Annotated in this window: 22 protein-coding genes; 17 read left to right on the top strand and 5 right to left on the bottom strand. The window is 67.9% G+C overall.

Annotated elements, in window-relative coordinates; translation table 11 throughout:
• The first annotated feature begins 21 nt into the window (after nt 1–21).
• The 5 genes from WDC82_RS19170 to WDC82_RS19190 are packed head-to-tail and all read left to right on the top strand — an operon-like array spanning nt 22 to nt 4,071.
• Entirely contained in the window at nt 22–768 is a 747-nt protein-coding gene (locus WDC82_RS19170; RefSeq protein ID WP_340118996.1) for an isochorismatase family protein, read from the top strand.
• A gap of 17 nt (nt 769–785) precedes the next feature.
• A complete protein-coding gene (locus WDC82_RS19175) occupies nt 786–1,505 on the top strand; it encodes an ATP-binding cassette domain-containing protein (protein ID WP_340118997.1) in 720 nt (239 codons plus the stop codon).
• Entirely contained in the window at nt 1,502–2,209 is a 708-nt protein-coding gene (locus tag WDC82_RS19180; protein ID WP_340118998.1) for an ABC transporter ATP-binding protein, read from the top strand. Before WDC82_RS19175 ends, WDC82_RS19180 begins: the two co-directional genes overlap by 4 nt.
• Nucleotides 2,210–2,224: 15 nt before the next feature.
• Nucleotides 2,225–3,082 (top strand): branched-chain amino acid ABC transporter permease, encoded by an 858-nt coding sequence (locus tag WDC82_RS19185; protein ID WP_340118999.1) that lies wholly within the window; start codon nt 2,225–2,227, stop codon nt 3,080–3,082.
• Nucleotides 3,079–4,071, top strand: a complete 993-nt coding sequence (locus WDC82_RS19190) for a branched-chain amino acid ABC transporter permease (RefSeq protein ID WP_340119000.1) — start codon at nt 3,079–3,081, stop codon at nt 4,069–4,071. The genes WDC82_RS19185 and WDC82_RS19190 overlap by 4 nt, the downstream gene beginning before the upstream one ends.
• Here WDC82_RS19190 and WDC82_RS19195 read toward each other — a convergent pair.
• Both WDC82_RS19195 and WDC82_RS19200 read right to left on the bottom strand, forming a co-directional pair.
• Nucleotides 4,046–4,549, bottom strand: coding sequence for an isoprenylcysteine carboxylmethyltransferase family protein (locus WDC82_RS19195; RefSeq protein WP_340119001.1), 504 nt, complete (start codon nt 4,547–4,549; stop codon nt 4,046–4,048). The genes WDC82_RS19190 and WDC82_RS19195 overlap by 26 nt on opposite strands.
• Before the next feature lie 4 nt (nt 4,550–4,553).
• Complete coding sequence (locus WDC82_RS19200) at nt 4,554–5,717, bottom strand: 3-oxoacyl-[acyl-carrier-protein] synthase III C-terminal domain-containing protein (protein WP_340119002.1); 1,164 nt, start codon at nt 5,715–5,717, stop codon at nt 4,554–4,556.
• Nucleotides 5,718–5,939: 222 nt separating this feature from the next.
• Here WDC82_RS19200 and WDC82_RS19205 point away from each other — a divergent pair, with 222 nt between their 5' ends.
• Together WDC82_RS19205 and WDC82_RS19210 are read left to right on the top strand one after the other, a co-directional pair.
• A complete protein-coding gene (locus WDC82_RS19205) occupies nt 5,940–6,350 on the top strand; it encodes a hypothetical protein (protein ID WP_340119003.1) in 411 nt (136 codons plus the stop codon).
• A gap of 248 nt (nt 6,351–6,598) precedes the next feature.
• A complete protein-coding gene (locus WDC82_RS19210; RefSeq protein WP_340119004.1) occupies nt 6,599–6,856 on the top strand; it encodes a hypothetical protein in 258 nt (85 codons plus the stop codon).
• A gap of 5 nt (nt 6,857–6,861) precedes the next feature.
• Here the strand turns inward: WDC82_RS19210 and WDC82_RS19215 are convergent, their stop codons facing one another.
• Nucleotides 6,862–7,794 carry a DMT family transporter gene (locus tag WDC82_RS19215; protein WP_340119005.1) on the bottom strand — a complete coding sequence of 311 codons (933 nt, stop codon included), beginning with the start codon at nt 7,792–7,794 and terminating at the stop codon, nt 6,862–6,864.
• A gap of 211 nt (nt 7,795–8,005) precedes the next feature.
• Here WDC82_RS19215 and WDC82_RS19220 point away from each other — a divergent pair, with 211 nt between their 5' ends.
• From WDC82_RS19220 to WDC82_RS19260, 9 genes are all read left to right on the top strand, one after another.
• Nucleotides 8,006–9,295, top strand: coding sequence for a lytic murein transglycosylase (locus tag WDC82_RS19220; protein ID WP_340119006.1), 1,290 nt, complete (start codon nt 8,006–8,008; stop codon nt 9,293–9,295).
• A 77-nt stretch (nt 9,296–9,372) separates the two neighbouring features.
• Nucleotides 9,373–10,365, top strand: coding sequence for a septal ring lytic transglycosylase RlpA family protein (locus WDC82_RS19225; RefSeq protein ID WP_340119007.1), 993 nt, complete (start codon nt 9,373–9,375; stop codon nt 10,363–10,365).
• A 105-nt stretch (nt 10,366–10,470) separates the two neighbouring features.
• Nucleotides 10,471–11,625, top strand: a complete 1,155-nt coding sequence (locus tag WDC82_RS19230; RefSeq protein ID WP_340119008.1) for a D-alanyl-D-alanine carboxypeptidase family protein — start codon at nt 10,471–10,473, stop codon at nt 11,623–11,625.
• A 10-nt stretch (nt 11,626–11,635) separates the two neighbouring features.
• Nucleotides 11,636–12,286, top strand: coding sequence for a dTMP kinase (gene tmk / locus WDC82_RS19235; protein WP_340119009.1), 651 nt, complete (start codon nt 11,636–11,638; stop codon nt 12,284–12,286).
• Nucleotides 12,283–13,377 (top strand): DNA polymerase III subunit delta', encoded by a 1,095-nt coding sequence (locus tag WDC82_RS19240; RefSeq protein WP_340119010.1) that lies wholly within the window; start codon nt 12,283–12,285, stop codon nt 13,375–13,377. Before tmk ends, WDC82_RS19240 begins: the two co-directional genes overlap by 4 nt.
• A 60-nt stretch (nt 13,378–13,437) precedes the next feature.
• Entirely contained in the window at nt 13,438–14,991 is a 1,554-nt protein-coding gene (gene metG / locus WDC82_RS19245; protein WP_340119011.1) for a methionine--tRNA ligase, read from the top strand.
• Entirely contained in the window at nt 14,988–15,800 is an 813-nt protein-coding gene (locus tag WDC82_RS19250; protein WP_340119012.1) for a TatD family hydrolase, read from the top strand. Before metG ends, WDC82_RS19250 begins: the two co-directional genes overlap by 4 nt.
• 20 nt (nt 15,801–15,820) lie before the next feature.
• On the top strand, nt 15,821–16,615 hold the full coding sequence (locus WDC82_RS19255; protein ID WP_340119013.1) for an MBL fold metallo-hydrolase: 795 nt from the start codon (nt 15,821–15,823) through the stop codon (nt 16,613–16,615).
• A gap of 26 nt (nt 16,616–16,641) precedes the next feature.
• Nucleotides 16,642–16,899: a DUF3303 family protein gene (locus WDC82_RS19260; RefSeq protein ID WP_340119014.1), complete on the top strand. Its 258-nt coding sequence runs from the start codon at nt 16,642–16,644 to the stop codon at nt 16,897–16,899.
• 162 nt (nt 16,900–17,061) lie between these two features.
• On the opposite strand, the gene WDC82_RS19265 is transcribed toward WDC82_RS19260, so the two are convergent.
• The gene (locus WDC82_RS19265) at nt 17,062–17,490 is read right to left on the bottom strand and encodes a hypothetical protein (RefSeq protein WP_340119015.1); all 429 of its coding nucleotides are present in this window, start codon (nt 17,488–17,490) and stop codon (nt 17,062–17,064) included.
• Between the two features lie 3 nt (nt 17,491–17,493).
• Entirely contained in the window at nt 17,494–19,455 is a 1,962-nt protein-coding gene (locus WDC82_RS19270; protein WP_340119016.1) for an ABC transporter substrate-binding protein, read from the bottom strand.
• Nucleotides 19,456–19,912: 457 nt separating this feature from the next.
• Here WDC82_RS19270 and WDC82_RS19275 point away from each other — a divergent pair, with 457 nt between their 5' ends.
• On the top strand, nt 19,913–20,305 hold the full coding sequence (locus WDC82_RS19275; protein ID WP_340119017.1) for an RSP_7527 family protein: 393 nt from the start codon (nt 19,913–19,915) through the stop codon (nt 20,303–20,305).
• Nucleotides 20,306–20,370: the final 65 nt, after the last annotated feature.

Genomic DNA, 20,370 nt, shown 5'->3' on the forward strand with positions numbered 1-20,370 from the left:
CCCCGTCGGAGGAGGCCCGATATGCCGGACAGCTTCGATCTGCCGCAATTGACCCGCCAGGTGGCCGCCGCCCTGCCGGTGGCGCCGTCGCGCCTCACATTGGCCGGCGCGCAGGCCGTCGGCCTGGTCATCGTTGACGAGGTGAACGGCTTCGCCACGGTCGGTGCGGGCAACCTGGCGCCGCCGGTCCACAATCCGCAGGTCTCCGCCATGGTGGCCGAGACCGAGCGCCTGGCCCGCGCCTTCAGCGGGCAGGGCTGGCCGATCCTGGCCTTTCTCGACACCCACGTGCCGGGCAAGCCGGAGCCGCCCTATCCGCCGCACTGCGAGGCCGGCACCGGGGAGGAGGACCTGGTGCCTGAACTGACCTGGCTGGGGCAGGACCCCAACGCCACCCTGGTGCGCAAGGACTGCATCAACGGCTTCGTCGGCGCCATCCGCCCGGACGGCAGCAATGCCGTGGTCGACTGGGTGAAGGCCCACAAGCTGGAGCGCCTGCTGGTGGTCGGCATCTGCACCGACATCTGCGTCATGGACTTCGTCCTCACGCTGCTGTCGGCGCGCAACCACGACCTCATGCCGAGATTGAAGGACATCTCGGTGCATGCCGGCGCCTGCGCCACCTACGACCTGCCGAAAGAGGTGACGGCGCATCTCGGGCTGCCGGAGACGGCGGCGCATCCGCAGGATCTCACCCACCACCTGGGACTCTACTTCATGGCTTCGCGCGGCGCCGAGATCGTCGGCGACGTCGTGCTGCCCGGCTGAGCGTCAGAACAGCTTCCATGACGCAGCTGCTGGAGGTCGCCGAAGTCGAGAAGGATTTCGGCGGTGTCCGCGCCGCCGCCGGCCTCTCGCTGACCCTTGCCGAAGGCGAGATGCTCTGCCTCATCGGTCCCAACGGCTGCGGCAAGACCACGCTGTTCAACCTCGTCACCGGCGCGCTGAAGCCGGACAGCGGCAGCCTGCGCTTTGCCGGCAAGGACCTGATCGGCCTGGAGCCCTATCAGGTCGCGCGCCTCGGCATCCTGCGCAAGTTCCAGGTGCCCGGCATCTATCCCGAGCTTTCGGTCGCCGAGAATCTCACCGTTGCTCTCGTCGGCAGTGAGGAGGCGGGCGACGCGCGCCTTGCCGACCTGCTGGCACTGGCGCGCCTTGAGGGCAAGCGCGGCCAAGAGGCCGGCCGCCTGGCGCACGGCGAAAAGCAGTGGCTGGAGATCGCCATGGTGCTGGCGCGGCGACCGCGCCTGCTGCTGCTCGACGAACCGACCAACGGCATGACCGCAGCGGAGACGGCGGCCACCGTCGCGCTGATCCGCGACCTCCACCGGCGCTTCGGCTGTGCGGTGCTGGTCATCGAACACGACATGGGATTCGTGCGCGAGCTCGGCTGCCCGGTCGCCCTCATGGTCCGCGGGCGCATCGAGCGGCGCGGCTCCTACGAGGAACTGCAGGCCGACCCGCTGGTGCGCGAAGTCTATCTCGGAGCGGTGGAGCCGGCATGAGCATGCTTGACGTACGCGGCCTGGAGAGCGGCTACGGCGGCAGCCGCGTCCTGCGCGGCATCGACCTGGCGGTGGCCGAAGGCGAAAGCGTCGCGCTCCTGGGGCGCAACGGGATGGGCAAGACCACCCTGCTGAAGACTCTCATGGGCCTGCTGCCGGCGACCAAGGGCGAGATTCGTTTTGCGGGGCGCCGCCTCGACGGTCGGCGGCCGGAGCAGATCGCCCGCGCGGGCATTGCCTTCGTGCCGCAGGGCCGCGAGATCTTCGCCGACCTCAGCGTCGAAGAGAATCTGCTGCTGGGCGCCATGGGGCGCGGCGGACTCGGCGCCGCGGTGCCGCAGGCGATCTACGCGCGCTTTCCCATCCTGGCGGAGCGGCGGCATCAGCGCGGCGGCACGCTCTCCGGCGGGCAGCAGCAGCAATTGGCGATCGGCCGCGCGCTCGCCGGCAAGCCGCGCCTGCTGCTGCTGGACGAGCCTTCCGAGGGCTTGCAGCCCTCCATCGTCATCGAGGTGGCCGAGGCACTGAAGCGCGAGGCGGCGGAGGAGGGGCTCACCCTCATCACCGTGGAGCAGAACGTCGATCTCGCCCTGCGCGTCGCCACGCGCTGTCTTTTCATCGAGAATGGCGGCATCGTCGCCGAAGCCGCGAGTGCCGAACTGCGCCGCGATGCTTCCGTCCTCCACCGGCACCTGGCAATCTGAGGGGTCGATCCGACGATGAACGAGGCGCTGCTCCTGCTGCTCGACGCCGCCAACTACGTGCTGGTCATCGTGCTGGTCGCCATGGGGCTGGTCATCGTTTTCGGACTCATGCGTGTCATCAACATGGCGCACGGCGAGCTCTTCCTGCTCGGCGCCTACACCCTGGTGATGCTGCAGCAGGCGGGCGTCTCATACTGGGTCGGGCTGATCGCCGCGCCGCTGCTGGTGGGGATTGTCGGCCTGCTCATCGAAGAGCTGGTGATCCGCCACATCTATCATCGCTTCCTCGACACCATCCTCGCGACCTGGGGCCTCTCGATCATGATCAAGCAGGGCGTCATCCTGCTTTTCGGCCCCGGTGCGCAGTCGACCGCGGCCCCCTTTGCCTTCCAGCTCGACCTTCTCGGCACGCCCTATCCGGCCTACCGCCTGTTCATCATGGCGGTGGCGTTGCTGGTTGTCGGGGGAACGTTCTATCTCTTCTTCCGCACCCGCTTCGGCCTTGCCGCGCGCGCGGTGATCGCCAGCCGCGACACCGCCGCCTGCCTCGGCCTCTCGACCCGCGCCTTCGACCGCGCGACCTTCGCCTATGGCGCGGCACTCGCCGGGCTCGCCGGCGCCGTCATGGCGCCGATCATGAGTGTCGACCCGCAGATGGGCCTCGGCTTCCTCATCCCGGCCTTCCTCGCCATCCTGGTCGGCGGCGCGGGGCACCTGGCGGGACCGGTGCTGGGCGCCGGCCTTATCGGCGCGACGGACAGCGTCACCGCCAGCCTGTGGTCGCCGGTGCTGGCCCAGGTCGTGGTCTTCACCATGGCCGTCGTCGCCATCCGCCTCTTTCCGACCGGCATTCTCGGGAGCGGGCGCCAGTGAAAGCGCTCGTGAAGGACCGCCGACTTGCCGTGGACGTCGTGGTCTGGGGCGGCCTCGCGCTGCTGCCGCTGGCGGTCGGTGAATGGCAGGTGGGACAGATCGCGCAGTACCTGACCTACGGCATCTTCGCCATGAGCCTGGCGCTCATCTGGGGGCAGTGCGGCCTCCTGTCCTTCGGCCACGCTGTCTTCTTCGGTCTCGGCGCCTACGCCATGAGCCTCACCACTCTCGGCATGCTGCCGGGCCTGGAGTCCTGGACGTCCAGCTACCTCGGCGTGGCCCTGGCGCTCATTGTGCCGGCGCTGGCCGCCAACATCCTCGGGCGCTTCCTGTTCTACGGGCGGGGTCTGCAGGGCGCGCAGCTCGCCATCGTCATGCTGGCGGTGGCGGTGGTGGCCGAGCGCATCATGACGCGCTGGCCCTACGCCGGCGGCATGAACGGGCTGATGAGCGTGCCGCCGGTGAACCTCGGCGCCTTCGGCCTCAGCTACGAGCTCTACGATCCGCTGCCGCTGTTCTACGGCACGCTGATCGCGGCGCTTGTGATCTACGGGCTGCTGGAAACCCTGGTGCGCTCGCGCCGCGGCGTGGTGCTGCGCGCGGTAGGCGCCGACGAGGCGCGCACCGGCTTTCTCGGCCACGACACCCGCGCCCTGAAACTCGCGGTGTTCACGCTGTCGGCCGCCGTGGCCGGTTTCGCCGGGGCGCTCTTTGCCGCCCAGTTCGGCTTCGTCTCACCGCCGCTGATCGGTTTCAACCTCTCCACCGAGGTGCTGATCTGGGTGGCGCTCGGCGGCCGCCGCGCCCTCATCACGGCGTTTCTCGGCGCCATCGCGGTGCGCCTGGCGGAGAACGCGCTGGGCGATCTGTTGGGCCCCGCCTGGCTGCTCGGCCTCGGTCTCGTTTTCGTGCTGTGCATGATCTTCCTGCCGCGTGGCCTCCTCGGCGAGGCCTACTGGCGCCTCATCGGGCGAGGGGGCGCCCGATGAGCGCACGCTCCTCGCAGCGGATGCGCCACGCCAGCACGGCGGCGTTTGCGAGGGAGAAGATCACCGCGATCTCCCATGCCCCGAAGGCCAGCGGCAGCACGGCGATCTCGCCCGCCACCACCAGATAGTTCGGGTGCCGCAGGAAGCGGTAGGGGCCGCGGCGCACCAGCGGCGCGCCGGGCAGGGTGATGATCCGCGTGGTCCAGAAGCGCCCGAGAGTCGCCAGCACCCAGAGCCTGAGGGCCTGCAGCACGACGAAGACTCCGAGCAGCCACCAGACCGGTTGGGTCTCCGCCGGGATGAAAAGCGCGAGGGACAGCAGCCAGAGCGCATGCACGGCGACCAGGAAGGGATAGTGCGCGGCCCCCACCTCGTAGGCACCCTCAGCCAGCAGATAGCGCGTGTTGCGGCGGGCGTAGACAAGTTCCGCCAGCCGCTGCGCCGCCACCAGCAGCAGGACGATCCAAAGCACGCTCATGAGTTCACGCTTCCAGGATCTGGAAGCCGGCGGTGAAGCCCGGGCCGAGGGCCGTCATCAGGTAGCGGCCCTTCAGGCCCGCCTTGTGCAGGCGCTCCAGCACGAAGAGCACGGTGACCGCCGACATGTTGCCGTAGTCGCGCAGCACGCCGCGCGCTGCGCTCAGGCCGCCCTCGGGCAGGCCGAAGACCTCCTCCAGCGCGCCGATCACCTTGGCGCCGCCGGGATGGCAGATGTAGCCGTCGATCGCGTCGCGTGACAGGCCGTGGCGGCCGAGGAAGGTGTCGACCGCCGGGCCCATGCGCTCGTGGATGTGGGCCGGGATGTCGCGCGAGAACAGCACGCCGAGGCCGTCGTTCTCCATCTCCCAGCCCATGACGTCGAGCGACTGCGGCCAAGTGTATTCGCCAGCTGGGCCGAGCTTGGCGCTGCCTGCGGCCATCTTGCCGTCGGGCGCGGCTTCCAGCAGCACCGCCGCGGCGCCGTCGCCGAAGAGGGCGGCGGCGATGACGTTGCTCTTGGAAGGGTCGTTGGCGCGAAAGGTAAGGCCGCAAAGCTCGACCACCAGGCAGAGCACCTTGGCGCCGTCCTTGCGGCCGACGGCAAGACTCTGCGCCAGCGCGGCGGCGCGCGACAGGCCGAGCACGCCGCCGGCGCAGCCGAGGCCGAAGACCGGCAAGCGGGCGACATCGCGGCGGAAGGCCAGGCGCTCCATCAGGCGGGCGTCGAGGCTTGGGGTGGCGATGCCGGTGGTGGAGACGGTGACCAGGCCGTCGATGGCATCGCAGGAGAGGCCCGCCTGAGCGAGGCAGGCCTCCGCGGCTTCGGCCAGCAGGTCGATCGCATTGTCGATGAAAAGGGCGTTGCGCGTCTTCCAGTCGCTCGGCTCCAGGTACCACTCGATGGGCACGCAGGAATGCCGCGTCTCGATGCCGGCGTTGCCAAAGGCCGGTAGCAGGCGCTCGATGTCGAGGCGCCGCTCACCGAACAGGGCGCGGACTCGGCGCACCACGTCCTCCTGGCGCAGCAGATGGCGCGGCGCGGCAGTGGCGACACCGCCGAGCATCACCGGAGGCGGCGCGGCGGGCGCCGGGCCAGGGGCAGGCGCGGGGCCAGGTGTCGACTCGCCGGCGGCGCGTCGTTGGGCCGGGGCATCCAGGTCGAGCATGCGGCGGTATCCTTCTCTCAAATCGGTCAACCTCTTCCAGCACCTACGCTTCTCGCGCGGGCTGGGTTTCACGTCCGGTTAACCGCCGATTCAGCAAGGGTCTTAACCCGAGGCTAGCGGAACTGCGTTACGCTAGGGACGGCTCAGGAGGAGTCATTTTTTGCCATGTCCTGGTAGGTAGCCTTGGTTAAGTTATTGACATCTATCGGCCTTCTGGCGGCCTTGGTGCTGCTGGGCAGTGCGGTGCCGGGCGTCCGTGCCGTGGCGGCCGACCTGATGGCGACCGACCCCAGCCATTACGCCAGGCCCGGCGAATCCCTGCGCGGCGGCTCCTCGATCTTCGACCGCCCCAAGCAGGTCCGCGCCGGATCCAACGTCATCGTGCGCGACGATGGCAAACTCTTGGAGCGCTGGGTCATCAATGCCGATCTCAGCCGCGCCTGCAACCGGCGCCAGTTTCGCCAAAAACGCGATCAGTACCTGGTCGGCGTGGTCGATGGGCGCACTTTCGGCGCGGCGGTCGGCGGCCATAGCAGCCTCTATGACCCCGCGCAAATGTCTGAAAAACAAGTGGTTTATCTGTTCCGCGGTCAGGGTAGCACCGATTGTCGCGTCTACCATCGGACCAAATAACGAATTTTAAGAAATTTTCGGGTTTCGTTAACCTTTTGTTTACCATGCGGGCCCAATACTGAAATCACGGTTCATCGACCGTCTCCTGAAATTGATTGCATCGACCTCTCAAAAGCCCCGCCTTCCCCGGCGGGGCTTTTTTCTGCTCCACTTCGGGCTTCGGCCATTCCAGCCGTCTCGGCCTTGCCGCGGCTTGAGGCTGCGGCTAGACAGGGGCGACCGCCGACACCAACGGAACGCACCGACAGATGAAACTCGTGAGAACCTTCGCCGCCCTCGTGGTCCTGCTGGCGCTTGCCGCCTGCTTCGCGCCGAGCAAGGCGGACCTCATCAAGAAGGCCAAGGGCGCGGACACCCGCGACCAGTTGGAGGCCGCCCTCGGCGAGCCGAGCGAGGTGTCGAAGCTCGGCCCGCTCGAGAAATGGACCTACCAAGCCTCCGACGGCAAGGTGGTCTATGTGCTGGCCGGCGACACCGTCACCCTGGAAGTGACCGAGAGCAACTGAGGCCTTCAGAGCACGGTCTTCGTGGGGGCCGAGGGGCGCGCGCCGCGCACCCGCTCGCGCAGCGAGATGTAGACGCCGCTGCCGATGATCACGGCGATGCCGGCCCAGGTCCAGGAATCCGGAAAATCCCCGAAGAACACGAAGCCCAGCAGCGTGGTCACGATGATCTCGCTGTAGGTGAAGGGCGCCAGCAGCGAAGCGGGGGCGAAGTCGAAGGACTTGATGAGCAGGAAATGGCCGCCCGCCGCGATCGCGCCCAGCATCACCATGCCGGCGAGATCGGTCGGGCTGGGGACGACCCAGACGACGGGGGCGACGAAGCTCATGATCAGGGCGCCGGCCGCCGCCGAATAGGTGAGGGTAACCAGGGGCGGCGCGGAGCCGGCCAGCCGCCGGGTGGTCAGCAGGTAGAGACCGAAGACGACGCCGGCACCCAGCGCAAGCAGGGCGGGCCATTGGATGGCGCCGACGCCCGGGCGGATGATCAGGAGGGCGCCGAGGAATCCGACCAGCACGGCGAGCTTGCGGCGCGGGCCGACGCTCTCTCCCAGCACCCAGGGCGACAGGGCGGTAACGAGCAGCGGCGAGACGAAGATGAGCGCCAGGGCATCGGCCAGCGGCATCTCGGCGATGGCGGCGAAGAACAGGATGGTCGAGGCCAGCAGCAGGCCGCCGCGCACAAGTTGCAGCAGCGGCCGCGGCGGGATCATCCGGCGCGGCCCGTAGCGCAGCAGCACGACCGGGAAAATCAGGCAGAAATGAAAGAAGTAACGCGCCCAGACCAGTTGCAGGACCGGCAGGTGGCCGCTCAACTGCTTGGCGATGGCGTCCATGAAGGGAACCACCGACATGGCGCCCAGCATCAGCAGAATGCCGACCAGCGGTCGGTCGCCGGGAATGCTGGACGCCGCGGGTGAAGGCGGCAGGGAAGCTGTCATGGGAGCGGAACGCGAAAGCAAAGGGGCGGGCGGATTGCCAAGGTTAACAGGCTTATGGCACAAGTGCCCTGCAAACGCATCCGCTTCGCGCCCGCGTCGCCCCGGCAACGCGCGAGGGGCCCCGGGACGCAAATGGAGGCGCCGATTGGGGCGCCCGCCCGTGGGGCGCCGCCGGTCCGCAGTAGCAAACGCAGTCTGGGAGAGAAGGCGAGTGACATTTCAGCGTATGACCTCGGGCATCGGCAAGACCTTGGGCAGGGTCCTGCGGTCCGCCGCCGGTCCAGTATTCGCCGTCCTGCTGCTGCCGCTGGCGGCCTGCGCCCAGACCTCTGCGAGTCCGGCCCCGGCGGGCCCGGAGGCTGACTTCGACAGCTTCCTGGCAGGCCTGAAGCAGGACGCCGTCGGCCGCGGCATCCGTGCCGCGACGGTGGACCAGGCTTTTGCCGGCCTGCAGCCGCTGCCCGAGGTGATCGAGCGTGACCGCAGCCAGCGTGAGTTCACCCTGACCTTCACCCGCTACATGCGCTCCACCGTGAACGACGCGCGCGTCGCCCAGGCGCGGCGCCTGCTCGACGAGCACCGCGTGCTGCTGGACAAGGTCGCCGCCGAATACGGCGTGCAGCCGCGCTTCCTCGTCTCCTTCTGGGGTCTGGAGAGCAACTTCGGCCAGCACACCGGTGGCTATTCGGTGATCGCGGCGCTGGCCACCCTTGCCCACGAGGGCCGCCGGCACGACTTCTTCCGCGCCCAGCTGCTCGACGCCCTGCAGATTCTCGACGAGGGCCATATCAGCGTCGGCGAGATGACCGGCTCCTGGGCCGGCGCCATGGGGCAGCTGCAGTTCATCCCCTCGACCTTCGTGAACTTCGCGGTCGACTACGACGGCGACGGCCACCGCGACATCTGGCACTCGCTGCCGGACATCTTCGCCTCGGCCGCCAACTACCTGTCGCAGGAAGGCTGGCGCGGCGACCGGACCTGGGGCCGTGAGGTGACGCTGCCGGCGGGCTTTGACTACGGTCTCGCCAATCTCTCGGTGCAGAAGCCGCTGGCGGAGTGGGCGGCCCTCGGCGTGCGCAGCCACGACGGCAGCCCGCTGCCGGCCGTCGACGGGCTCGAGGCTTCGCTGGTGCTGCCGGCGGGCCACGGCGGCCCGGGCTTCCTGGTCTACGAGAACTTCCGCACCATTTTGGTGTGGAACCGCTCCATTCTCTACGCGCTGTCAGTCGGCCACCTGGCCGACCGCATCGACGGCGCCCCGGCGCTGAGCCCGGCCTCGCTGCCTGACGAGGACCCCCTGAGCCTGAAGGCGATCGAGGAGATGCAGGCGATGCTGAACCAGCTCGGTTACGAAGCCGGCACGCCCGACGGCCTGGTCGGCCCGATGACCCGCGAGGCGCTGCGCGCCTATCAGCAGTCCTTGGGGCTGCCGGCCGACGGCTACCCGACCCAGCAGATCATCCAGCGGCTGCGCGCGGCCACCGGCGGGGCGAGCCAATAGGGCCCGTGCGGGTTGTCTCGCCGGGGCAAGACTCATAGGATACAAGATCGGGTAGGGGTACGGATGCGGAGCACAAAATGAAGGCGACTGGCCTGAGACGTGGCGCGCTCTTGCTCGCCCTGCTCGGTACGCTGCTGGGCTGCGCCGAGACTCAGCTGGCGGTTCACAACGTCAAGCGCCTGGACGAGCCCGCCGCGACCGCCACCACGGTGCCGCAGACGGGGACCTACAAGGTCGGCAAGCCCTATCAGATCGCCAACGTCTGGTACTATCCGCGCGAGGATTTCGGGTACGACGAGACCGGCATCGCGTCGTGGTACGGCCCCGGTTTTCACGGCAAGTACACGGCGAACGGCGAACTGTACGACCAGAACGCCATGACCGCCGCACACCGCACGCTGCCGCTGCCCTCGCTGGTGCAGGTCACCAACCTGGAGAACGGCCGATCGGTGCGGGTGCGCGTGAACGATCGCGGCCCCTTCGCCCACGGCCGCATCATCGACATGTCGAAGCGGTCGGCGGAGCTGTTGGGCTTCACCAACCAGGGCACCGCCAAGGTGCGGGTGCAGATTCTCGAGACCGAGAGCCGCCAATTGGCCATGCTGGCGAGCGGCGGCACGGCCGGCGGGGCGCCGCCACCGCCGGCGGTGCCGGTGGAAAACGTCGCGGTGCAGGAACTGCCGCCGGTCGGCGGGGGCGCCGCGCAACCGGCGCCGCTGCGCACCGCATCCGCCGAGCCGGCGCAGACCGGCGCAGCGCTGTCGGACGCCGGGCCGCAACGCCTGCGTACGGCGACGCTGCCGGACCAGGAACCGGTGGTCACCCAGGTGCCGGTGCGGCGCACGGAGATCTATGTCCAGGCCGGCGCCTTCACCCAAGTCGGCAACGCGGTGCGCCTGCGCGCCCGGCTGTCCTCCCTGGGCGACGTGCAGATCGCCAAGGCGTTGGTCGGCGAGGACGCTTTCTATCGGGTCCGGCTCGGTCCCGTAGCGAGCGTCGAACAGGCCGACCGGATGCTCGAGCTGCTGTTGGAGAACGGATTTAAAGATGCGCAGGTGGTGGTCGATTGAACGGCCTTGCCCAATCATGATGCCGACACATTTGCGGCTGAAACTCTCTCATGGCCGGTGCCCAGCGCCCGTGCCGCCGCAAGGCATAGCGGAGTCTTCCTATCCATGAAACGCTACACACGCTTCCTCTTCGCCCTCGGTCTCGCCGCCGGTCTCTCCGGTGCCGTCCTGCCCGGTGCTGCCCGGGCCGCCGCGACCATCGATACCCAGGCCTCGCAGGCCTTCCTGGTCGACTTCGACACCGGCGCCGTGCTGCTCGACAAGAACGCCGACGAGCTGATGCCGCCGTCTTCGATGAGCAAGCTGATGACCGCCTACATGGTGTTCGACCGCATCGACGACGGCCGCCTCAGCCTCGACGACAAGCTGACGGTCAGCGAGAAGGCCTGGCGCAAGGGCGGCTCCAAGATGTTCGTCGAGGTCGGCAACCAGGTGCGCGTCGAGGACCTGCTGCGCGGCGTCATCGTGCAATCCGGCAACGATGCCTGCATCGTGCTGGCCGAAGGCCTTGCCGGCAGCGAGGAGGCCTTCGCCGATCTGATGACCGAGAAGGCGCGCGAGCTGGGCATGGCCAAGAGCACCTTCCGTAACTCGACCGGCTGGCCCGATCCCAACCACCTGATGACGGCCCGCGAGCTCGCCATTCTTGCCAAGCGCATCATCCTCGATCATCCCACGCACTATCACTACTACGCGGAGAAGGAGTTCACCTGGAACGACATCCGCCAGGGCAACCGCAATCCGCTGCTCTATCGCAACATCGGTGCCGACGGCCTGAAGACCGGTCATACCGAGGACGCCGGTTACGGGCTGACCGCTTCGGCGGTGCAGAACGGGCGTCGTCTCATCCTGGTGGTCAACGGCCTGCCCTCCATGCAGGCGCGGGCTGACGAGTCCGACCGGCTGCTTTCCTGGGGCTTCCGCGAGTTCGACAACTATGCCCTGTTCAAGGCCGGCGATACCGTCGACGAGGCGCCGGTGTGGCTGGGCGCCGAGGAGACCGTCCCGCTGGTGATTCCCTCGGACCTCAAGGTGACCCTGCCGCGCAGCGATCGCAACGGCATGCAGGTGGCGGTGGTCTACGACTCGCCGATCCCGGCGCCAGTGCCGGCGGGCCAGCAGATCGCCAAGCTGCGCGTCACCTGGCCGGACGGCGTGCCGGTGGAGGTGCCGCTGCAGGCCGGCACGGACGTCGAGCAGCTCGGCCCCTTCGGCCGCATCGCCGCCAGCGTGAAGTTTCTCCTGCTCGGCGCCCCCTGAGCCCCCTGCCGTGAACGCAAGAGGGCGCTTCATCACGCTGGAAGGCGGCGAGGGGGCAGGCAAGTCGACCCAGCAGCGCGGCCTGGCCGCATGGCTGCGTGCCGGCGGCCTGGAAGTCGTCGAAACCCGCGAGCCGGGCGGCAGTGCCGGCGCCGAGGAGATTCGCAAGCTGCTGGTGACCGGCGAAGCGGCGCGCTGGGACCCGATGACCGAGGCGCTGCTGATTTTCGCCGCGCGCCGCGATCACCTGCGCCAGACCATAGAGCCGGCGCTCGCCCGGGGCGCCTGGGTGGTCTGCGACCGCTTCGTCGATTCCACCATGGCCTACCAGGGCTACGCCCAGGGCCTCGGCCGTGAGGCGGTGGAGACCCTTTACAGGCTGGCGGTCGGCGACTGGATGCCCGATCTGACGCTGGTGCTCGACCTCCCGGTCGAGGAGGGCCTGAAGCGCGCCAAGCACCGCAACGGCGGCACCGCGGTGGCCGAAGACCGCTACGAGCAGATGGACATCGCCTTCCACCAGCGCCTGCGCGCGGGCTTTCACGACATCGTCGCGCGCGAGCCGGCGCGCTGCGTGCTGATCGATGCCGCGGGCGACGCCGATGCGGTGGCGGCGCGTGTCGCCGCGGCGGTGAGCGAGCGGCTGGGCGTGCCGGCATGAAGAAGGACGAGACCACGGAAGAGACCGCATGGCCGCACCCGCGCCGGACGTCCGAGCTGCGCGGACAGTCGGCGGCGGAGGGCGTGCTGCTGCGCGCGCATGCCTCCGGGCGGCTGCCGCACGCCTGGCTGCTGTCGGGCCCGCGCGGCGTTGGCAAGGCGACGCTCGCGTTCCGCTTTGCGCGCTTTCTGCTGGCACCCGACTGCCAGGGCGGAGGCCTGTTCGGTGGCGCTCCGGACAGCCTCGACGTGCCCGCTGAACATCCCGTGTTCCGCCGCGTCGCCGCCGCCGGCCATGCCGACCTGATGACCCTGGAGCGCGGCGAGGACGACAAGGGCAAGCCGCGCAGCGTCATCCCGGTGGAAGATGTGCGCCGCCTCCTTTCATTCGCCCGCATGACCGCCGGCGAGGGCGGCTGGCGGGTCGCCATCGTCGACGCGGTCGACGAAATGAACCGCAACGCCTCGAATGCGCTGCTGAAGATCCTGGAGGAGCCGCCGCCGCAGTGTGTCCTGCTGCTGGTGAGCCATGCGCCCGGCAGCCTCCTGCCGACCATCCGCTCGCGCTGCTGCCAGCTGCCCCTGGCGCCGCTGGACGAGGCGGTCGTGGCCGACCTGCTGGCGCGGCACCACCCGGACCTCGCGGCCGAGGAGGTCGCCGCCCTGGCGCGCCTGGCCGACGGCAGCATCGGGCGGGCCCTGGCGCTCGCCGCCCACGGCGGTCTCGATCTCTACCGGGAGCTCATCGGGCTTCTGGGCACCCTGCCGCGGCTGGACGTCCAGCGCCTCCACAAGCTGGCGGAAAAGTGGGGCCAGGGGAAGGATCCCCAGGCCTTTCAGACCGGCATGGAGCTGCTGATCTGGTGGCTCGGACGCTTCATCCGGGCCGGTTCCACCGGCCGTCCGGCGCCCGAGGTGGTGGACGGGGAAGCGGCCCTGGCCCGCCGCCTGCTGGAGGGCCGCCCCCTTGCGCAATGGCTTGGCCTGTGGGAGAAGATCAGCCGTCTTTTCGCCCGGACGGAGGCGGCCAATCTCGACCGGAAGCAGGCAGTCCTGAGCGCCTTTCTGGACCTGGAGAACGCGGCGCCCTAGAGCCGGGCCTTTGCTGTCGTGCGCGCCCTGCGCGGGAGCCGAGCCCTTTGGAGATCCGCGATGACGGCAGGCAAGCCGGCATATTACATCACGACCCCGATCTACTACGTGAACGACGACCCGCACATCGGGCACGCGTACACGACGCTGGCCTGCGACGTGCTGGCGCGTTTCAAGCGCCTGGACGGCTTCAACGTGCGCTTCCTGACCGGCACCGACGAGCACGGCCAGAAGGTGGAAAAGTCGGCGGCGAAGGCGGGGGTCGATCCGCAGAGCTTCACCGACCGTGTGTCGCAGAACTTCCGCGATCTCTCCGCGCTGCTGAACTTCTCCAACGACGATTTCATCCGCACCACCGAGGAACGTCACAAGGTTGCCTGCCAGGCGCTGTGGAAGCAGCTGGTCGCCGCCGGCGACATCTACCTCGGCAGCTATGCCGGCTGGTACGCGGTGCGCGACGAGGCCTACTACGCCGAGAGCGAGCTGACCGACGGACCGAACAACACCAAGATCGCGCCTTCGGGCGCCGAGTGCGAATGGGTCGAGGAGGAGTCCTACTTCTTCAAGCTCTCCGCTTGGGGCGAGCGGCTGCTGAAGCTTTATGACGAGAACCCGGACTTCATCCTGCCGGCGAGCCGGCGCAACGAGGTCATCAGCTTCGTCAAAGGCGGCCTCAAGGATCTCTCGATCAGCCGCACCACTTTCTCCTGGGGCATTCCGGTGCCGGATGCGCCGGCCCACATCATGTACGTCTGGCTCGATGCACTGACCAACTACATCACCGCGGTGGGCTATCCCGACGAGCAGTCCGAGAGCTTCAAGACTTTTTGGCCGGCCGACGTGCACATGGTCGGCAAGGACATCCTGCGCTTCCACGCGGTCTACTGGCCGGCCTTCCTGATGGCCGCCGGCATCGAGCCGCCCAAGCGCGTCTTCGCCCACGGCTGGTGGACCAACGAGGGCCAGAAGATCTCCAAGTCGCTCGGCAACGTCATCGTGCCCAAGGAACTGGTGGCCACCTACGGCCTCGACCAGGTGCGCTATTTCCTGCTGCGCGAGGTGCCCTTCGGCAACGACGGCGACTTCTCGCGCAAGGCCATGGTCGGGCGGATGAACTACGACCTCGCCAACCAGTTCGGCAACCTGGCACAGCGCGTGCTCTCGATGATCGCCAAGAACTGCGAGGCGCAGGTGCCGCAGCCGGGCGCCTTGGAGGCGGCCGACGAGGAACTCCTGAATGCCGCAGCGGCGTTGCTGGGCGACCTGCGCGGCGAGATGGACCGCCAGCAGTTCCACATCGCGCTGACCAAGACCTGGGAAGTGGTGTCGGCGGCCAACCGCTACATCGACCACGCGGCGCCCTGGACCCTGAAGAAGACCGACCCGGCGCGCATGGCGACGGTGCTCTACGTGCTGGCCGAGACGGTCCGCCGTCTGGCGATCCTCTGCCAGCCGGTGATGCCCGACGCCATGGCCAGGATGCTCGACCAGTTGGCGGTCGACGCCGGCGCGCGCGACTTCTCCACGCTCGACAGCCGCCTGGTCCCCGGCGCCGCGCTGCCGGCGCCGCAGCCGATCTTCCCGCGCTACGTCGAGGAGGAGGCGCCGGCGTGACCGCTGCAGCGCAAGCGGTGGCCGCGCGGCCCCTGGTCGACTCGCATTGCCACCTCGACTACCTGGAGCGCGACGGCGACATCGCGCCGGTGGTGGCGCGTGCCCTCGACGCCGGCGTTGGGACCCTGGTGACCATCTGCACCAAGCTCAGCGAGTTCGACCGCATCGAAGCCATTGCCCAACGCTTCCCGCGCGTCTACTGCTCGGTCGGCGTCCATCCGCACGAGGCCGACAAGGAATGCCAGGAGACGCCGGACCGACTCCTGGAACTGGCGGCGCACGACAAAGTCGTGGGCATCGGGGAGACCGGCCTCGACTACTACTACGAACATGCACCGCGGGACGCGCAGCAGGTGAGCTTCCGCTCCCACATCGCCGCGGCGCGCGAGACCGGGCTGCCGCTCATCGTGCATGCGCGCGACGCCGACGACGACACGGTTGCCGTGCTGAAGGAAGAATATGCCAAGGGGCCTTTCCCGGGCGTCATCCACTGCTTCACCGCAGGCCCTGAGCTGGCGAAAGCGGCGCTGGGCATCGGCTTCTACATCTCGCTGGCCGGCATCGTTACCTTCAAGTCGGCCGAGGCGCTGCGCGAGACGGTGTGCAACGTGCCGCTCGACCGCCTTCTGGTCGAGACCGATTCTCCCTACCTCGCGCCGGTGCCCAAGCGCGGCAAAACCAACGAGCCGGCCAACGTCGTTTACACGGCCGATGCCATGGCAAAGCTCTGCGGCGTCGAGATGGCCGAGTTCGCCGACATGACGACCGACAACTTCTTCCGCCTCTTCACCCGCGCCGCGCGGCCGTGAGCGGCGGGCAGGGCGGAACGATGAAGCTTACGGTTCTCGGCTGCGGCGGCTCCGGCGGCGTGCCCCTGGCGGGACGCGATCCCGGCGGTTACTGGGGCAATGCCGATCCGGCCAATCCCAAGAACCGACGCAGCCGCGTCTCGGTGCTGATCGAGGCGCCGAACCCGGCCGGCGGCAAGCCGGTCCGCATCCTCATCGACACCGCGCCGGACCTGCGCCAGCAGATTCTCGACAACGGCATCCACGACATCGATGCGGTGCTCTATACCCATGCGCACGCGGACCACGCGCATGGCCTCGACGAGCTGCGCGGCATCGTCTATGGGCGCGGCGCGCCGATCGACGCCTACATGGACGCGCGCACCCATGCGCTGCTGACGACCCGCTTCGACTACGCCTTCGCTTCCAGCCGGACAGCGAGCAACCTCTATCCGGCGCTGATGACCGACCACGTGGTCGCCGGCACCTTCAGCGTCGCCGGCATCCCGGTGCAGTCCTTCGTGCAGGAGCACGGGCCCGACACCTCGATCGGCTACCGCATCGGCGACATCGCCTATTCGACCGATGCCAGCGCGCTGGACGACAACGCCTTCGCCATCCTCGCCGGCGTGAAGCTCTGGGTGGTCGACTGCCTGCGCGACGACCCCCACCCGACGCATTCGCACACCGCGCAGACCCTGGAATGGATCGCGCGGGTGAAGCCCCAGCACGCCATCCTCACCCACATGAACGAGCGCCTCGACTACGAAGAGCTCAAGGGTCGCTGCCCGCCCGGGGTCGAACCCGGCTATGATGGGCTGGTTGTCGAGGTCTGAGGGGAAAGGGCGCAAGGATGCGCTTCATGGTGATCGAGCGCTTCCGCAAGGGCGATGCCGGCCCGGTTTACGCGCGCTTCCAGGCGCGCGGGCGCATGCTGCCGGCCGGTGTCACCTACGTCGACAGCTGGGTCGCCGCCGACGGCACGCACTGCTATCAGCTGATGGACTGCGAGACGGCGTCGGCCCTGCAGCCCTGGCTCGATGCCTGGTCTGACCTCGTCGATTTCGAGGTGATTGAGGTCACAGACAGCGCGACCGCGGCTGAGCACTTCGGGCGGTAGCGCACATCGGCTACTCGCACTTCACGCTGTCATCCCGGGGCTTGACCCCGGGATCCATTGGCGCTTGCAACAGGCGAACGCTTTTCCCGTCGACGTCGGTTGAACGGCGCGGGCAATGGGTCCCGGCATCAAGTGCCGGGACGACAACCAGTATATGACGGCCTATGTGCCAGACCCATGCCGCTTCCGGATGCTTTCCTTCATCTGCTCGTCAAGCAGCATGTACTCGTGCAGCAGTGCATCGCAGGCTGTCTTGGTGGATTGACAGATCAAATTTGTCCGGACGTTCCAGGCCCCATCGGCATTTCGACATCCCATTCTCCTGGCCACGCTGGGAAAGGCCGGGTGATCTTTCGGGGTGAACGTCCAGAACTCGGTCAGGTCCCCATTGCGCCTCTCAAACACGGCCCACCCGCCTCGAACGGAGCTCGTTGCCGAGGGGTCGGCAATGAGACTTTCCATCGCTTCACGGGCTGTTTCGAATGGCATGGGCCCGCCGCATGCCTGGGCAGAAGCGGAGTTGATCGGCAAAGTCACGAGCAATCCGAACGCAGCCGAAAAAACGACTGCCGTGATGTAGGTCGCGCGCACCTCCTACTTATCGAACCAGAAACGCTCCGGGCGGTACATGCCGAACTGCGCGCCGGGGTCCCAGTTGTAGATGCCTTGCTCCGGCACGTTGCGCAGGGTGTCGGCCACCACGATGGGCTGCGGCACTTCGGCGACGATGCCGATGGTGTAGATCTCCTCGGCATGGATATCGAGGATCTCGTTCCAGGCGGTGACCTTCTCGCCGCGCGACTTGGCGGCGATCCACTGGTCGTAGAGCGCCAGCAGGCGCTTGGGCTTTTCCATGTCGACCGGCTCGCCCGCGTTGCCGGTGGTCTCGGCGTACTGGCCCCACATCGGCCAGTGGTAGCTCTGCTGGTGGATCGGCACGAACTCTTCCGGGCTGCTGTAAGGCGTCGGGATGCCGTTCTCGTAGCCGTACCACATGGCCATCACCGTCTCGCCGGCGAAGATGCGGTTGCGCAGCACGTCGCGCTGCGAGGGCTTGGTGAACAGCTTGACCCCGATTTGCTTCCAGGAATCGCGGATCAGTTCCAGGACGTCGACTTCCTCGGTGTTCTCGCCGGCGGTCTCAACGATGATCTCCAGCGGGCGGCCGTCCGGCAGCAGGCGGATGCCCTCGCCGTTGCGCTCGGTCAAGCCGATCTCGTCGAGCAGCGCGTTGGCGGCATCGGGATCGAAGGCGGTGAAGGCCTCGGCGTACTCCTCCTTGAACAGCGGGCTGTCCGGCAGCACCAGGTTGTTCGCCTCCAGGCAGAGCCCATAGTAGATCACCTGGTTGATCTCACCGCGGTTGATGCCGAGCGAGAGCGCCTGGCGGAAGCGGGCGTCGCGGTTCAGCGCGCGCCACACCGGGTCGGCCGCGTTCATGTTGGGATAGAGCGCCAGCTGCGAGCCGCGCACGGTCTTCCAGAGGCGCACCTGATAGCCGCTGCGCTCCTCGGCAGCCTTCAGGAAGGTGTAGTCGGAAAAGCTGAGGCCGCGGGACTGCAGGTCGGCCTCGCCGGAGGCCGTCTTGGCGGCGACCAGCGAGCTGCCGACCACATCCAGCACGAAGCGATCGGCATAGGGCAGTTGCTGCCCGTTGGCGTCGATGCGGTGGTAGTAAGTGTTTCGTTCGGCGACGAAGCGGGTCGCCGGCGGCGCCGTCACGTTGTTCCACGGCTGCAGGGTCGGCAGGTCCGGATTGACGGAGTTGTAAGTGTTGCCGATGCGGTTGAAGAGCTGGGCCCAGTTGCGGGCGCCGGCGGCCTCCACGGCGGCGGCGATCTTGGTGGCGTCGCCGTACTTCGGGTGGAACTGCTTCAGGTAGTGGGCCGGCACGAAGAGGTCGAGCGGGCGCGCGCCGGCGAGCGCCGGGATGAAGAAGGGATTGGGAGTCTTCCAGCTGTAGCGGATCGTCGTCTCGTCGATGATCTCGACCGTCGGCAGTTCGCCGTCGATCCGCAGCGTCACTTCCGGGCCGACCGGGAAGAGCTCCTCGTTGTTGGCGACGTCCTCCCAGAAGAAGCGGAAATCCTCGGTGGTGAAAGGTGCTCCGTCCGACCAGCGGTGGCCCTCGCGCAGCTTCAAGGTGAAGACGCGGCCGTCCTCGACTTCCATCCATTCCAGGATGTCGGGCTCGATCTCCAATTCCTCGTTGTAGCCCACAAGGCGCGCATAGCCGTAGACGATGAGCATGCGCACGTCCTTGTCGCGGGTCACCAGCATGCGGATGTCCCCGCCGGGTTTGCCGACCGAGAGGTTCGGGCCGCTCACCGAGACGCGGGGAACCGCCGGGAGGCGCTCGCCGACGGGGGGCAGGGCCTTGGCCTCGACCTGGGCCTGGAGCGATGGGATTTCCTTCAGCGCGGCGATGCGCGGCGCCTCCGGAGCCTCGTAACGCACCACCTCCGCGGCGGCACGATCTGCTGCACCCCCCACCGCCAGGGTGAGAATCCCTGCGACGGCCACTACCCAGGCCTTCGGAAAAATCCGGTCAAACATGAAGCGTGTCCCTGAACACATTGTTATTACAGGGATTTTATCCCCGATTACCGCCGATTATAGAGCGGCGGGAGACGGAGCGCTATGTAAGATAATGTGACAGGGGGGCGTTGGGAGGCGGCCAGGAAGTGCCGTCGGCGGCATTTTTCAGCTGATTGTGCGGTGCGCGCGAAGAGGCTTACGGGATCGCGAACTGCGCCAAAGTGCTGCCAATAGAGCACTGGAATGGTTTACGTTTTCTTTAAATGGCCATGACTTTGGCGCATTGCTGCGGTGCAACATATGCGCTCGTCGCATGGCTCGATCAGGCACATATTCTCTCCATCACAAGCACCCCGCCCCACCATCCCAGGAGCCGCCGTTGGACGGCGATATCCGTCGGGATCACATTTTGGGCCGCCGTGCAGGCACTGGCATTCGCCGCTTCTGACAGGCGGCCATATTTAGGACGAAGACAATGGATACGAACCAGTTCAACAACATTCAGGACCCCATCGCGCGGGCCGAGGCCATGCGCGCCCAGGCGATCGCCGACATGGTCAGCGACATGATCACCGGCGTTGCCTCTCTGGTTAAGTCGGCTGCCGCCAAGCTGACGGCCTACATCGAGTATCGCCGCACCTTCGACGTGCTGGCCGGCATGACCGACCGCGAGCTCGAGGACATCGGCATCAGCCGTGGCGACATTCCCGCCGTGGCCCGCGGCATCGATCCGCGCCCGCAGCGCACCCTGGTTCCGGGCGACGCCCTGGCGCGCCGCCTGGCTCTGGCCGAGGTCTTCGAGGAAGAGAAGAAGGCCGAGGTGGTCGGCTTCCGCGCCAACGACAACCGTCCGGCCGCCGCTGCCTGAGGCCTTGCTGCTTCAGGCGCCCCGGAACGGGCTGTCGCTTAAGAGTACTTCGTCCTAGGGCAGAC

This window comes from Pelagibius sp. 7325 (assembly GCF_037652055.1).
Taxonomy (GTDB): domain Bacteria; phylum Pseudomonadota; class Alphaproteobacteria; order Kiloniellales; family Kiloniellaceae; genus Pelagibius.

Bases quoted from the DNA above. Each gene is read 5' to 3' on its own strand.
- WDC82_RS19270 (WP_340119016.1), bottom strand. From the start codon at position 19,455: ATGTTTGACCGGATTTTTCCGAAGGCCTGGGTAGTGGCCGTCGCAGGG.
- WDC82_RS19200 (WP_340119002.1), bottom strand. From the start codon at position 5,717: ATGCTCGACCTGGATGCCCCGGCCCAACGACGCGCCGCCGGCGAGTCG.
- WDC82_RS19225 (WP_340119007.1), top strand. From the start codon at position 9,373: ATGAAGGCGACTGGCCTGAGACGTGGCGCGCTCTTGCTCGCCCTGCTC.
- WDC82_RS19195 (WP_340119001.1), bottom strand. From the start codon at position 4,549: ATGAGCGTGCTTTGGATCGTCCTGCTGCTGGTGGCGGCGCAGCGGCTG.
- WDC82_RS19230 (WP_340119008.1), top strand. From the start codon at position 10,471: ATGAAACGCTACACACGCTTCCTCTTCGCCCTCGGTCTCGCCGCCGGT.
- WDC82_RS19255 (WP_340119013.1), top strand. From the start codon at position 15,821: ATGAAGCTTACGGTTCTCGGCTGCGGCGGCTCCGGCGGCGTGCCCCTG.
- WDC82_RS19185 (WP_340118999.1), top strand. From the start codon at position 2,225: ATGAACGAGGCGCTGCTCCTGCTGCTCGACGCCGCCAACTACGTGCTG.
- WDC82_RS19260 (WP_340119014.1), top strand. From the start codon at position 16,642: ATGGTGATCGAGCGCTTCCGCAAGGGCGATGCCGGCCCGGTTTACGCG.
- WDC82_RS19170 (WP_340118996.1), top strand. From the start codon at position 22: ATGCCGGACAGCTTCGATCTGCCGCAATTGACCCGCCAGGTGGCCGCC.
- WDC82_RS19275 (WP_340119017.1), top strand. From the start codon at position 19,913: ATGGATACGAACCAGTTCAACAACATTCAGGACCCCATCGCGCGGGCC.
- WDC82_RS19210 (WP_340119004.1), top strand. From the start codon at position 6,599: ATGAAACTCGTGAGAACCTTCGCCGCCCTCGTGGTCCTGCTGGCGCTT.
- WDC82_RS19215 (WP_340119005.1), bottom strand. From the start codon at position 7,794: ATGACAGCTTCCCTGCCGCCTTCACCCGCGGCGTCCAGCATTCCCGGC.
- WDC82_RS19180 (WP_340118998.1), top strand. From the start codon at position 1,502: ATGAGCATGCTTGACGTACGCGGCCTGGAGAGCGGCTACGGCGGCAGC.
- metG (WP_340119011.1), top strand. From the start codon at position 13,438: ATGACGGCAGGCAAGCCGGCATATTACATCACGACCCCGATCTACTAC.
- WDC82_RS19240 (WP_340119010.1), top strand. From the start codon at position 12,283: ATGAAGAAGGACGAGACCACGGAAGAGACCGCATGGCCGCACCCGCGC.
- WDC82_RS19175 (WP_340118997.1), top strand. From the start codon at position 786: ATGACGCAGCTGCTGGAGGTCGCCGAAGTCGAGAAGGATTTCGGCGGT.